This is a genomic window from Kosakonia sp. CCTCC M2018092 (assembly GCF_003864115.1).
In the GTDB taxonomy this organism is placed as follows: Bacteria; Pseudomonadota; Gammaproteobacteria; order Enterobacterales; family Enterobacteriaceae; genus Kosakonia; species Kosakonia cowanii.
The window spans coordinates 4,527,013-4,540,653 of record NZ_CP034225.1 but is presented as its reverse complement, the minus strand read 5'-3'; the positions used below and the strand labels follow the sequence as shown (position 1 = coordinate 4,540,653).

12 protein-coding genes are annotated in these 13,641 nt (G+C 58.7%); 11 read left to right on the top strand and 1 reads right to left on the bottom strand.

The annotated features are described in order from the left end of the window. The first annotated feature begins 132 nt into the window (after positions 1-132). The 4 genes from metE (at position 133) to EH164_RS21340 (ending at position 6,230) form a co-directional block, all read left to right on the top strand. Positions 133-2,394: a 5-methyltetrahydropteroyltriglutamate--homocysteine S-methyltransferase gene (metE, locus tag EH164_RS21355; protein WP_124970825.1), complete on the top strand. Its 2,262-nt coding sequence runs from the start codon at positions 133-135 to the stop codon at positions 2,392-2,394. 129 nt (positions 2,395-2,523) lie between these two features. Then, the gene (locus EH164_RS21350; protein WP_124970822.1) at positions 2,524-3,501 is read left to right on the top strand and encodes an ABC transporter substrate-binding protein; all 978 of its coding nucleotides are present in this window, start codon (positions 2,524-2,526) and stop codon (positions 3,499-3,501) included. Between the two features lie 3 nt (positions 3,502-3,504). Beyond that, entirely contained in the window at positions 3,505-5,214 is a 1,710-nt protein-coding gene (locus EH164_RS21345; protein ID WP_124970819.1) for an iron ABC transporter permease, read from the top strand. Next, positions 5,202-6,230: an ABC transporter ATP-binding protein gene (locus tag EH164_RS21340; RefSeq protein WP_124970816.1), complete on the top strand. Its 1,029-nt coding sequence runs from the start codon at positions 5,202-5,204 to the stop codon at positions 6,228-6,230. Before EH164_RS21345 ends, EH164_RS21340 begins: the two co-directional genes overlap by 13 nt. Positions 6,231-6,253: 23 nt before the next feature. Here the strand turns inward: EH164_RS21340 and EH164_RS21335 are convergent, their stop codons facing one another. Next, entirely contained in the window at positions 6,254-7,060 is an 807-nt protein-coding gene (locus EH164_RS21335) for a dienelactone hydrolase family protein (protein WP_124970813.1), read from the bottom strand. A 258-nt stretch (positions 7,061-7,318) separates the two neighbouring features. Between EH164_RS21335 and udp the strand changes: the two genes are divergently transcribed. The 7 genes from udp to tatB all read left to right on the top strand — a co-directional run bounded on the left by udp (position 7,319) and on the right by tatB (position 13,639). Next, the gene (gene udp, locus EH164_RS21330) at positions 7,319-8,080 is read left to right on the top strand and encodes a uridine phosphorylase (RefSeq protein ID WP_042716347.1); all 762 of its coding nucleotides are present in this window, start codon (positions 7,319-7,321) and stop codon (positions 8,078-8,080) included. 132 nt (positions 8,081-8,212) lie between these two features. Next, positions 8,213-9,670 carry a DNA recombination protein RmuC gene (gene rmuC / locus EH164_RS21325; RefSeq protein ID WP_124970810.1) on the top strand — a complete coding sequence of 486 codons (1,458 nt, stop codon included), beginning with the start codon at positions 8,213-8,215 and terminating at the stop codon, positions 9,668-9,670. A 66-nt stretch (positions 9,671-9,736) separates the two neighbouring features. Then, the gene (ubiE, locus tag EH164_RS21320) at positions 9,737-10,492 is read left to right on the top strand and encodes a bifunctional demethylmenaquinone methyltransferase/2-methoxy-6-polyprenyl-1,4-benzoquinol methylase UbiE (RefSeq protein WP_023479593.1); all 756 of its coding nucleotides are present in this window, start codon (positions 9,737-9,739) and stop codon (positions 10,490-10,492) included. 11 nt (positions 10,493-10,503) lie between these two features. Further along, positions 10,504-11,109: an SCP2 domain-containing protein gene (locus EH164_RS21315; protein ID WP_124970808.1), complete on the top strand. Its 606-nt coding sequence runs from the start codon at positions 10,504-10,506 to the stop codon at positions 11,107-11,109. After that, the gene (gene ubiB, locus EH164_RS21310) at positions 11,106-12,746 is read left to right on the top strand and encodes a ubiquinone biosynthesis regulatory protein kinase UbiB (protein ID WP_124970805.1); all 1,641 of its coding nucleotides are present in this window, start codon (positions 11,106-11,108) and stop codon (positions 12,744-12,746) included. Before EH164_RS21315 ends, ubiB begins: the two co-directional genes overlap by 4 nt. A 101-nt stretch (positions 12,747-12,847) precedes the next feature. Further along, a complete protein-coding gene (gene tatA / locus EH164_RS21305) occupies positions 12,848-13,111 on the top strand; it encodes a Sec-independent protein translocase subunit TatA (RefSeq protein ID WP_042716354.1) in 264 nt (87 codons plus the stop codon). Positions 13,112-13,114: 3 nt separating this feature from the next. After that, entirely contained in the window at positions 13,115-13,639 is a 525-nt protein-coding gene (gene tatB / locus EH164_RS21300; protein ID WP_124970802.1) for a Sec-independent protein translocase protein TatB, read from the top strand. The last annotated feature ends 2 nt before the right edge of the window (positions 13,640-13,641 follow it).

The window sequence follows — 13,641 nt, the reverse complement described above, 5'->3', positions numbered from 1 at the left end:
CGAATTAACGGTGCGTTGGCTGCGCTCATTCACCCCGGTCACTTACTTCAGTAAGCTCCCGGGGATTCATGAACTTGCCGCCTTCCCTTAATCCGAAATCCTTTGGATTAACTAATTGAAGAGGCTAATAAAATGACAGTAATCAACCACACCCTCGGTTTTCCTCGTGTTGGTCTGCGTCGCGAGCTGAAGAAAGCGCAAGAGAGCTACTGGGCCGGCAACGCCAGCCGTGAAGAGTTACTGGCGGTGGGCCGCGAGCTGCGCGCTCGTCACTGGGATCAGCAGAAAGAAGCGGGTGTCGATCTGCTGCCGGTCGGCGACTTCGCCTGGTACGACCATGTTCTGACCACCAGCCTGCTGCTTGGCAACGTGCCGGCTCGTCATCAGAACAAAGACGGCTCTGTCGATATCGATACCCTGTTCCGCATCGGTCGTGGTCGTGCACCGACCGGCGAACCGGCGGCGGCAGCGGAAATGACCAAATGGTTTAACACCAACTACCACTACATGGTGCCGGAATTCACCCAGGGCCAGCAGTTCAAACTCACCTGGACCCAACTGCTGGACGAAGTAGATGAAGCGCTGGCGCTCGGCCACAACGTCAAGCCAGTGCTGCTTGGCCCGGTTACCTACCTGTGGCTGGGCAAAGTCAAAGGCGAGCAGTTCGACCGCCTGAGCCTGCTGAACTATATTCTGCCGGTCTACCAGCAGGTGCTGGCGGAGCTGGCGAAACGCGGCGTTGAGTGGGTGCAGATTGACGAACCTGCGCTGGTGCTGGAGCTGCCGCAAGCCTGGCTTGATGCCTTTAAACCGGCTTACGACGCGCTGAGCGGCCAGGTCAAACTGCTGCTGACCACCTATTTCGAAGGCGTCACGCCGAACCTCGATACCATTACCGCGCTGCCAGTGCAGGGCCTTCATGTCGATCTGGTGCACGGCAAAGACAACGTTGCCGAGCTGCATCAGCGCCTGCCGGCCGACTGGCTGCTCTCCGCCGGGCTGATTAATGGCCGTAACGTCTGGCGCGCCGATCTCACCGAGAAGTATGCGCAGATCAAAGAGCTGGTGGGTAAACGCCCGCTGTGGGTTGCCTCCTCTTGCTCGCTGCTGCATAGCCCGATCGACCTGAGCGTAGAAACTCGTCTCGATGAAGAGGTGAAAAGCTGGTTCGCCTTCGCCCTGCAAAAATGCCAGGAGCTGGCGCTGCTGCGCGATGCGCTCAACAGCGGCAATACCGACAAACTGGCGGAGTGGAGCGCCCCAATCCAGGCGCGTCGCCACTCAACCCGCGTGCACAACACCGCCGTTGCGAAACGCCTGGCGGCGATCACCGCGCAGGACAGCCAGCGTCAAAGCCCCTACGCCGAACGCGCTCAGGCGCAGCGCGCGCGCTTTAATTTGCCGGCCTGGCCGACCACCACTATCGGCTCCTTCCCGCAAACCACTGAAATTCGTGGCCTGCGTCTGGACTTTAAAAAGGGCAATCTCGACGCCAGCAACTACCGCACCGGTATCGCGGAACATATCAAACAGGCGATTGCCGAGCAGGAGCGCCTGGGGCTGGATGTGCTGGTGCATGGTGAAGCCGAGCGTAACGACATGGTCGAGTACTTCGGTGAAAACCTCGACGGCTTCGTCTTTACGCAAAATGGTTGGGTACAGAGCTACGGCTCCCGCTGCGTGAAACCGCCGGTAGTCATCGGCGATGTCAGCCGTCCGCAGCCGATCACCGTTGAGTGGGCGAAGTATGCCCAGTCGCTGACCGATAAACCGGTCAAAGGGATGCTTACCGGCCCGGTGACCATTCTCTGCTGGTCCTTCCCGCGTGAAGATGTCAGCCGTGAAACCATCGCCAAACAGATTGCGCTGGCGCTGCGTGATGAAGTGGCGGATCTGGAAGCTGCCGGTATCGGCATCATTCAGATTGATGAACCTGCCCTGCGCGAAGGGCTGCCGCTGCGCCGCAGCGACTGGGACGCCTATCTGCAATGGGGTGTTGAAGCCTTCCGCCTTAACGCCGCAGTGGCGAAAGATGAGACGCAGATCCACACCCACATGTGTTACTGCGAGTTCAACGACATCATGGACTCTATCGCCGCGCTGGATGCCGACGTTATCACCATCGAAACCTCCCGTTCCGACATGGAGCTGCTGGAGTCCTTCGAAGAGTTCGAATACCCGAACGAAATCGGGCCGGGCGTGTATGACATTCACTCGCCAAACGTCCCGAGCGTTGAGTGGATCGAGGAGCTGTTGCAGAAAGCGGCGCAGCGTATCCCGGCAGAGCGTCTGTGGGTCAACCCGGACTGCGGCCTGAAAACCCGCGGCTGGCCGGAAACGCGCAGCGCGCTGGCGAACATGGTGAAAGCCGCGCAGAACCTGCGTCAGCAGTAATCAGCCTTACCGCGCCGCTGTTAAAAACGGCGGCGCGTCATTGTCTTAGCGCATCTCATCCCGCCTTCGTAACATGATTGTCAAACTCCCTTGTTTTAATCGTCGCAACGAAAACAGCGGGAGAGATCCATGAATAACAAACGTGTGCTGGCCGCAGTTGTGCTGGCTCTCATCAGTGCCTCGTCATGGGCAAAATCAACCTTAACGCTTTATACCAGCCAGCCGAATGATGATGCGCAGATGACCGTCAGCGCCTTCGAAAAAGCGCACCCGGATATTGAAGTGAAGTGGATCCGCGACGGCACCAGCAAGCTTATTGCCCGCTTGCAGGCAGAGTTAGCCGCCGGAAGCGCCGCGCCGGATGTGCTGCTGATTGCCGACAGCGTGACCATGGAATCCCTCAAAAAACAGAACCTGCTGGCAGCCTATAAGTCACCCGAAGCGGCGCGCTTCGACCCACAGCTGTTTGATAAAGAAGGCTATTACTACGGCACCAAAGTGATCACTACCGGCATTGCTTACCACAGCAAAGCGCCGCTCAAACCGACCTCATGGCTGGATCTGCTCAAACCTGAAGTGAAAAACATGACCACGCTGCCAAGCCCGCTCTACTCCGGCGCGGCGCAGATCCACCAGGCGACGCTAATGAACGACCCGGCGCTCGGCTGGCAATACTACGAAAAACTGAAACAGAACGGCGCGATGCCGCAAAGCGGCAATGGCGCGGTGATGAGCGCCATCGCCTCCGGCAGCAAAGCCTATGGCGTGCTGGTGGATTACCTGGCGATCCGCGAAAAAGCCAAAGGCGCGCCGGTTGAGTTTCTCTTCCCGAAAGAGGGCGTCAGCGTTGTTACCGAACCGGTAGCGATGATGAAGGGGACAAAGAACCCGCAAGGGGCGAAAGAGTTTATCGATTTTGTCCTCTCGGACGCGGGTCAGAAACTGGTGCTGCAACAGGGCTACCTGCCTGCGGATGCGAAGTTGCCGGTGCCGAAAGGCTTCCCGCCGCGTGACAGCATCAAACTGATGCCGTTTGATGCGGCGAAAGCGCTGGCCGAGACCGAGGCGAACAAAAAACGCTTCGCCGATCTCTTCGGTAACCGTTAAACGATGAGTAGCGCAATCGTGCCGAACAGCAGCGGCGGCGCAACCAAAGGGCTGCTCTGGCTATTGCTGTGCCTGGTGGCGCTGCTGAGCCTGTTGCCCAGCCTGCGGCTGCTGCTCTCGGCGCTGGTGGACTGGCGGCAGGGGAGTGACAGCAGCCTGTGGCGCGTGCTCAGCAACCCGGCGACCTGGCTGGCGCTCTGGCACAGCCTTTATACCAGCGGGCTCGGCACACTGCTGTCGCTGCTGCTCGGCAGCCTGTTCGCCTTCTGCCTGGCGCTGACCAACATCCGCCTGAAACAGATGTGGGTGTTTCTGTTTATGTTGCCGATGATGATCCCGCCGCAGGTGACGGCCCTAAGCTGGCTGCAACTCTTCGGCCCCGGCAGCATTCTGCTTAACAGCCTCGGTATCGCGCCGGGGTTTGGCAGCAGCAACCCGCTCTACTCGCCGGAAGGGATTGCGCTGCTGCTTGGCATCCAGCATGCACCGCTGGTGTTTCTCGCGCTGCGTACGCAACTGCGCGCACTGCCGCAGGAGCATATTGAAGCGGCGAGGCTTAACGGCGCGTCATTATGGCGTGTATTTATCGATATTGTGCTGCCGCTGTGCCGCACCGCGCTATGGGCCGGGGCGGCCATCGCCTTTGTCTCGGCGCTGGGCAACTTTGGTATTCCGGCAATGCTCGGCATTCCCATCTCCTATTTCGTGTTGCCAATCCATATCTACCAGACGCTGGCAAGCTTCGGCCCCTCAATGCTCAATGACGTGGCGGCGCTCTCGCTGCTGATGGGCGTGCTGGCGATTGGCATTGTCATGCTCCAGAGCCGGATGCAGCGGCGCTATGCCTTACCGCTGATTGGCACAACCGGGCGCGCGATCGCCTTCAGGCTGGGAAGAGGGCGGCTGGCAATTGAAGTGCTGCTCGGCGCGGTGCTGTGCGCAATCTTGCTTGCGCCCCTGCTGGCGCTGATCGCGACATCGCTGGTGCCGACGCTCGGCGTGCCGCTTAACAGCGAAACCTTCACCCTCACCGCCTGGCACAACCTCTTCACCGGGCAGAGCGCCACGGCGCGCGCCCTCGGCAACAGTTTTCTGCTATCGATCGCAGCAGCGCTGGTGCTGATGCTGGTTAGCCTGCCGCTGGCGTGGCTGCTGGTGCGCTACCCGAACCGCCTGCTGCGCGGCTTGCACAGCATAATTGATATTCCTTACACATTGCCGGGTGTGGTGCAGGCGATCGCCTGCATTCTGCTCTTCGCCCGCCCGCTGCCGCTGCTTGATATCGCGCTCGGCGGCACGCTGACGATTATCTTTTTGGCCTATCTGGCGCGCTTCTTGACGGTCTGCCTGAAGCCGGTGCACAGCAGCATGCTGCAACTCGACCCGGCGATGGAGGAGGCGGCAAGCCTGGCGGGCGCAGCTTTCGGCCAGCGTCTGCGCCATATCGTCTTACCACTGCTGGCCCCGGCAGCATTCGCCGGTGCGCTGTTGGTATTTCTTACGGCGGTTAATGAGTTAACCGTTTCGGCGCTGTTATGGAGCGCGGGAAAGGAGACCATCGGCGTGGTGATTTTCAACCTTGATGAGAGCGGCGATAAGGTGCTGGCCTCGGCGCTCTCCGTGCTGGTGGTGGCGCTGGTCGCGCTGGTGATGCTGCTGCTCGGCGCCCTCGGGCGCTATCTACCGAAAGAAGTGATCCCATGGCAGAACTGAAGCTTGAAGGGCTCAGCAAAGTGTTTGGCGAGCAGACGGTGGTGCGGGATCTCTCCTTAACGCTGCCGCAGGGCGCGTTTACCGCGCTGTTAGGCCCCAGCGGCTGCGGCAAAACCACCACGCTGCGCATTCTCGCCGGGCTGGAGACATTAAGCGACGGGCGTTTGCTGCTGGGTGAGCGGCTGCTGGCGGATAAAAGCCACCATACGCCGCCGGAACAGCGCGATATGGGGATGGTATTTCAATCCTATGCCCTGTGGCCGCATATGACGGTCGCCGAAAACGTCGGTTATCCGCTGAAGCTGCGCAAGGTGAACGGTGCCGCGCGGCAAAAACAGGTGATGGCGGCGCTGGAGGTGGTAGAACTTGGGGCGTATGCCGGGCGTGCGCCGCACGAACTGAGCGGCGGGCAACGTCAGCGTGTTGCGCTGGCGCGCTGTCTGGTCTCCGAGCCGCAAGTGGTGCTGCTGGATGAGCCATTAGCCAATCTCGACAGGCACCTGCGCGCCACCATGGAGCAGACGTTTCGGGAGTTTCATCGCCGCACCGGTGCCACCTTTGTCTATGTCACCCACGATCAGGCGGAAGCGATGGCGCTGGCGAGCCATATTGCGGTGCTGCACCAGGGGGAGCTGATGCAGTGGGGCGCACCGCAGGATCTCTACCAGCAGCCGAAAAGTGGCTGGGTCGCGCGCTTTATTGGCAAGGGCAGCGTGCTGACGCTGGCGACGCCCGCCGGAGATCAACAGCTGGACAGCGCCTCGCTGCATCACGGCTTGTCGCAGAGCGGGTATGGCGCGCAACAGCCGGTGCTGGTGCGCCCGGAGCATGTGCAGATTGCCGGGGAAGGGTTAAGCGCGCAGGTGGAGAGCTGTATTTATCAGGGCGAGCGCTATTTGCTGGCGCTACGTTTAGCGGACGGGCAGGGGCTGACGGCGTTTCATTACGCCGCGCTGGAACCGCAGCAGTCGGTCTGCGTGCGTTTACTACAGGGCTGGAAGCTGGAGGCGGCATAGCGCGCCGCCTCCGTGCGGGAAGATTACTTTTTCGCGTACTGCGCAAACCACGCCAGCATTCGCTGCCAGCCGTCGGCGGCAGATTCCGCATGGTAGCTCGGGCGATAATCGGCATTGAACGCGTGACCCGCTTCCGGGTAGACGATGATCTCCGCGTTGGCATTCGCCGCGCGCAGGGCCTGGCGCATCGTCTCCACGCTCTCTTGCGAGATACCGGTATCCTGCGCGCCATACAGGCCGAGCACTGGGGCGGTCAGATCGGTGGCGATATCGACCGGGTGTTTCGGCGAATTTAAAGTTTTTTCACCCGTCAGCTTGCCGTACCAGGCGACCGCCGCTTTCAGTTGCGGGTTGTGCGCCGCGTAAAGCCACGCAATGCGGCCGCCCCAGCAGAAACCGGTCACCAGCAGTTGATGGGCGTCACCGCCGTTGCGTGCCGCCCAGTTGGCGACGTGGTCGAGATCGGCCAGCACCTGCGCATCCGGCACTTTGCTGACCAGCCCGCTTAAGAGCGTGGGAACATCGGCAAAATCATTCGGATCGCCCTGGCGGAAATAGAGCTCCGGCGCGACGGCAAGATACCCCTCCAGCGCCAGCCGGCGGCAGAGATCGCGAATATGTTCATGGACGCCAAAAATCTCCTGCACGACGATAACAATCGGCAGCGGGCCTTCGGTATCTTTTGGTCGGGCGTGATACGCGGGCATGGTATCGCCCTGCGTTGGAATGGAAGTTTCGCCTGCGATCAGCCTCTCTTCCGGCGTATGAACCGTGGTTGACGCAAGCGGTGAAGCCGCAGGCGCAAAGCCCGGCTGTTTGGTGGTGGTCATGAGATTCTCCCTACCCTTTATTAGCGCTCCCCTAACTATAGTCATGAAGACCAGGGCATGCGCAATCGCCGTACGCAGGCAATCTTTGCTGCTGAGTTAGCGGGGATAACGTGTTAGTGTGACGCGCGTCACTATTTTATGGAAATTGAGTGCAATCAATTTCATTCATGGTGACAGCAGTCACGAAAACAAGCGCGTGGCTTCTGTAAAGTACCGTTTTACCTCCCCCCGATAATACCGACCACAGAGGAGTCTGTTATGTCCAAGTCTGATGTTTTTCACCTCGGCCTCACTAAAAACGATTTACAAGGGGCTACCCTGGCCATCGTCCCTGGCGATCCGGAGCGAGTGGAAAAGATCGCCGCGCTGATGGATAAGCCGGTCAAGCTGGCCTCTCACCGCGAATTCACCAGCTGGCGCGCCGAGCTGGATGGCAAAGCAGTGATCATCTGTTCTACCGGTATCGGCGGTCCTTCTACTTCCATCGCCGTTGAAGAGCTGGCGCAGCTGGGCATCCGCACCTTCCTGCGTGTCGGCACCACCGGCGCGATCCAGCCGCATATCAACGTCGGCGATGTACTGATCACCACCGCTTCCGTGCGTCTTGACGGTGCCAGCCTGCATTTTGCCCCGATGGAGTTCCCGGCGGTGGCGGATTTCGAGTGCACCACGGCGCTGGTGGCCGCGGCCGATGCGATTGGCGCGACTAAACATATCGGCGTGACCGCCTCGTCTGACACCTTCTACCCGGGTCAGGAGCGTTATGACACCTTCTCCGGCCGCGTAGTGAAAAGCTTTAAAGGCTCAATGGAAGAGTGGCAGTCAATGGGCGTGATGAACTATGAAATGGAGTCCGCTACGCTGCTGACCATGTGTGCAAGCCAGGGGCTGCGCGCCGGGATGGTTGCCGGGGTGATCGTCAACCGCACCCAGCAGGAGATCCCGAACGCGGAAACCATGAAGAAGACCGAAAGCCACGCGGTGAAAATTGTGGTCGATGCCGCGCGTCGACTTCTGTAATCCCGCTTCCAGATTTACAAGGCCGACGCGTTCGGCCTTTTTTATTTGCGTAACGCCTCGCAGAAAAGCCCTTCCAAACTGGACGTTTATACAGCACAATCCCGACGGAATGGGTGATGAAGAGGGAGCGGAATGGAGAGTTCAATCATCGTACTGGCAGCCGTGGCGCTGGCAGGGTTACTGGTCGGCTGGCTGGCCGCAAGCTGGCGCGGTGCGCAGCAGCAGGCGGAGTTGCTCGCCGAGCAGCGCGATGTCTTCAGTGAACTGAGCGCCGCCCGCCAGCAGATCGCCCAGAATAGCCACTGGCGCGAAGAGTGCGAGCTGCTCAATAACGAACTGCGCAGCCTGCAACATATCAATAGCTCGCTGGAAGCGGATCTGCGTGAAGTCACCACCCGGCTTGAATCCACCCAGCTGCATGCGGAAGAGAAACTGCGCCAGATGCACAGCAGCGAGCAGCGTCTGAGCGAGCAGTTTGAAAACCTCGCTAACCGTATTTTCGAACAGAGCAACCGCCGCGTTGACGAGCAGAACCGCCAGAGCCTCAATGGTTTACTCACCCCGCTGCGCGAGCAGCTCGACGGCTTTCGCCGCCAGGTGCAGGAGAGCTTTGGCCAGGAGGCGCGCGAACGGCACACTCTGGCGCATGAGATCCGCAACCTCCAGCAGCTGAATGCCCAGATGGCGCAGGAAGCCATCAACCTCACCCGCGCTCTGAAAGGCGATAACAAAACCCAAGGTAACTGGGGCGAAGTGGTGCTGACCCGCGTGCTTGAAGCCTCCGGCCTGCGCGAAGGGCATGAGTATGAAACTCAGGTCAGCATGGAGAACGAGAGCCGCGCGCGCATGCAGCCGGACGTCATTGTGCGCCTGCCGCAGGGCAAGGACGTGGTGATCGACGCCAAAATGACGCTGGTGGCCTACGAGCGCTACTTCAACGCCGAGGATGAGTTTTCCCGCGAAGCGGCGCTGCAGGAGCACATCACCTCCGTGCGCGGTCACATTCGCCTGCTGGGAAGGAAAGATTATCAGCAGCTCTCCGGCCTGCGCAGCCTGGACTACGTCCTGATGTTTATCCCGGTGGAACCCGCCTTTTTAATCGCCCTCGACAGGCAGCCGGAGCTGATTACCGAGGCGCTGAAAAACAACATTATGCTAGTCAGCCCGACAACGCTGCTGGTCGCGCTGCGCACCATTGCCAACCTGTGGCGTTACGAGCACCAGAGCCGCAACGCCCAGCAGATCGCGGAGCGGGCGAGCCGCCTGTATGACAAAATGCGTCTCTTTGTCGACGATATGACCGCGATTGGCCAGAGTCTGGAGAAGGCGCAGGAGAACTACCGCCAGGCGATGAAAAAACTGAGCTCAGGGCGCGGCAACCTGCTGGCACAAACTGAGGCATTTCGTGGCCTTGGCGTCGAGATCAAGCGCGAGATTAATCCGGAACTGGTCGCGCAGGCGCAAGAGCAGGACGAAGAATTTCGTCTGCGGGCAGGACAAGACGCGTTTAACGATCATAATCAAGACAAGGGATTAGATATGGCGACGCCGGGCGAAGAGGCTGCGGCGAAGGCCTCTTCGGGTGGTTGAAACGTAGGGCAATCGCGTCCAATCTGATACACTTCATCAACAAATCCTTAAATAGCAGGCACTAAGATGGCGGAAGATTCAAAAGAGACAACACACTTTGGTTTTCAGACCGTCGCCAAGGAAAATAAAGCCGATATGGTGGCGCATGTTTTCCACTCGGTTGCGTCAAAATACGATGTGATGAACGACTTAATGTCGATGGGTATCCACCGCTTATGGAAGCGATTTACCATCGATTGCAGCGGCGTACGCCGTGGGCAGAAAGTCCTCGATCTGGCGGGTGGCACCGGCGATCTCACCGCAAAATTTTCTCGTCTGGTCGGCGAAACCGGCCAGGTTGTGCTGGCGGACATTAACGAGTCGATGCTGAAGATGGGCCGCGAAAAGCTGCGCAATCTCGGTGTTATCGGCAACGTTGAATATGTACAGGCGAATGCCGAAGCGCTGCCGTTCCCGGACAACACCTTCGACTGCATCACCATCTCCTTCGGTTTGCGTAATGTTACCGACAAAGAGAAAGCGCTGCGCTCCATGTTTCGCGTGCTGAAGCCGGGCGGCCGTCTGCTGGTGCTGGAGTTCTCCAAACCGGTTATCGAGCCGCTGAGCAAAGCTTACGACGCTTACTCCTTCCACGTTCTGCCGCGCATTGGTCAGATGGTGGCAAACGACGCGGAGAGCTACCGTTACCTGGCCGAATCTATCCGTATGCATCCCGATCAGGACACCCTGAAAGCGATGATGCAGGATGCCGGTTTTGAAAACGTCGATTACTACAACCTGACCGCCGGTATTGTTGCCCTGCACCGTGGCTACAAATTCTGACAGGAGTGCGTATGCCCTTTAAGCCGATGGTGGCCGCGGGAATTGAACGCGTGCTGAATACCTTTTTTTACCGCGACAGCGCGCTGAAAGCGGCGCGCCAGCGCCTCTACGGCAAAGTGCTGCGCGTGGTGGTGCAGGAGTTTTCCGCACCGATTGTGCTGGTCTTCAGCGAGCGCCAGGTCGACGTGCTGAGTGAGTGGGAAGGGGAAGCCGATTGTTCGGTCATTACCCGCCTCAACGTGCTGCCAAAGCTGCGCGACCGTCAGCAGCTCACCGCGCTTATCCGCAGCGGTGAACTGGAGGTGCAGGGCGATATTCAGGTCGTGCAAAACCTCTCTTCACTGATGGATCAGGCCGAGTTTGACCCGGCGGAAGTGCTTGCGCCGTGGACCGGCGACATTGCCGCTGAGGGTATCAGCAAATTTCTGCGCGGCGGCGCACGCCTTTTTCGCCACGGCTTTACGCGCCAGCAACGCTACCTCTCTGAAGCCTTAACGGAAGAGTGGCGCGTGGCACCGGGCGCGCTGGAAATCGCCTGGTTTGCCGAAGAGACCGCGGCGGTTGAACGTGCCGCTGACGCCTTAGCCAAACGACTGGATAAACTGGAGGGCAAATGACGCCCGGAGAATTACGGCGACTCTATTTCATCATCCAGACTTTTTTGAGTTACGGGCTTGATGAGCTCATCCCCAAAATGCGTCTTACCCTGCCGCTGCGTCTGTGGCGCAGAACCCTCTTCTGGATGCCCAACCGGCATAAAGAGAAGGAGTTAGGCGTTCGTCTGCGCCTCGCGCTGCAAGAGCTTGGGCCGGTATGGATTAAATTCGGCCAGATGCTCTCCACCCGCCGCGATCTCTTCCCACCGATGATCGCCGATCAGTTGGCGATGTTGCAGGATCGCGTCGCGCCCTTCGACGGAAGGCTGGCAAAAAAGCAGATTGAAAAAGCGATGGGCGACCGCCCGGTTGAGGAGTGGTTTGACGATTTCAATATTGAACCGCTGGCATCAGCCTCTATCGCGCAGGTGCATACCGCACGGCTGAAAGAGAATGGCAAAGAGGTGGTGATCAAAGTGATCCGCCCGGACATTCTGCCGATCATCAAAGCGGATCTGCGCCTGATCTACCGCCTGGCGGGCTGGGTTCCGCGCCTGCTGCCGGATGGCCGCCGTCTGCGCCCGCAAGAAGTGGTGCATGAATATGAGAAGACGCTGATCGACGAACTCGATCTGCTGCGCGAATCGGCTAACGCTATTCAGCTACGCCGCAACTTTGAAAACAGCCCGATGCTCTATGTGCCGGAAGTCTATTCCGACTACTGCAGCCAGAACATGATGGTGATGGAGCGCATCTACGGCATTCCGGTTTCTGATGTCGCGGCGCTGGAGAAGAACGGCACCAACATGAAGCTGCTGGCTGAACGCGGTGTGCAGGTCTTCTTCACCCAGGTGTTCCGGGACAGCTTCTTCCATGCCGATATGCACCCTGGCAACATTTTCGTTAGCTACGATCACCCGGAAGATCCGCAATACATTGGCATTGACTGCGGTATCGTCGGCTCGCTGAACAAAGAAGATAAGCGCTATCTGGCGGAAAACTTTATCGCCTTCTTCAACCGTGACTACCGCAAAGTGGCGGAGCTGCACGTTGATTCAGGGTGGGTACCGGCGGATACCAACGTTGAAGAGTTTGAGTTTGCCATTCGTACCGTCTGTGAGCCGATATTTGAGAAGCCGCTCGCGGAGATCTCCTTTGGTCACGTGCTGCTGAACCTCTTCAACACCGCGCGCCGCTTCAATATGGAAGTGCAGCCGCAACTGGTATTACTGCAAAAAACTCTGCTCTACATTGAAGGGGTAGGGCGTCAGCTCTATCCGCAGCTCGATTTGTGGAAAACGGCGAAGCCTTTCCTTGAAACGTGGATCAAAGACCAGGTCGGTTTCCCGGCGCTGGTGCGGGCAATCAAGGAGAAAGGCCCCTTCTGGATCGAAAGAATGCCGGAAGTTCCTGAACTGATTTTCAACGGATTGCAGCATGGAAAACATTTGCAACAAAGCGTTGATAAGATTGCCCGTGAGTTAGAGGTCAACCGCGTACGGCAGGGGCAGTCCCGCTATCTGTTTGGCATTGGTGCGACGCTGCTGTTAAGCGGCACCTTATTGCTGATAACCCGCCCTGAACTGGGAAATAATCCGTTGTGGTTAATGGGCGGCGGGCTGCTTGTCTGGCTGTTGGGCTGGCGTAAGACGCGTTGACCTGATGCGCCCTGGCCATGCCGGTCAGGGACATGCAGCCCGTGGCATAACGTGTATACTGTGGCCTCTTTCTAACATCGTCTCTTAGAGGGGAAGTGAGTATGGGTAGTATCGGCATTTGGCAGTTGGTGGTTATTGCAGTCATCGTTGTGTTGCTGTTCGGCACCAAAAAGCTCGGCTCGATTGGCTCCGATCTCGGTGCTTCGATCAAGGGCTTCAAAAAAGCGATGAGCGACGATGATAAAAAAGAGAGTGAGGCAAAATCGGCACAGGATGCGGATTTTACCGCGAAGAATCTCTCTGATACCCGTAACCCCGACGTCGTGAAGAGCGACGAAAAACGTCACGATAAAGAGCAGGTGTAAGTCGTGTTCGATATAGGTTTTGGCGAATTGTTACTCGTTTTTATCATTGGTCTGGTGGTGCTGGGTCCGAAGCGTTTGCCCGTCGCCGTGCGCACTGTGGTTGGCTGGATCCGCGCCCTGCGCTCGCTGGCGACCACCGTACAGAACGAGCTGACGCAGGAGCTTAAGCTGCAGGAGTTTCAGGACAGCCTGAAGAAGGTAGAGAAAGCGAGCCTGGACAACCTGACGCCGGAGTTGAAAGAGTCGATGGACGAGCTGCGTCAGGCAGCGGAATCGATGAAGCGCACCTACAGCGCCAACGACGCGGAAAAAGCGAGTGACGAAGCGCATACCATCCATAACCCGGTGGTGAAAGATTACGAAGCGCAGCATGAAGGCGTTACGCCTGGCGTTGCTGAACATCAGGTGAGCGCGCCGCAACAGGCTCCCCAGGATGTGCCGGAAGAAAATGCCCCGGCAAAAATCTCTCTGGCGAAAACCGCTGCGCCGGTTTCCGACTCCACCCCCTCTGCAAGTGATAAGTCCTGAAC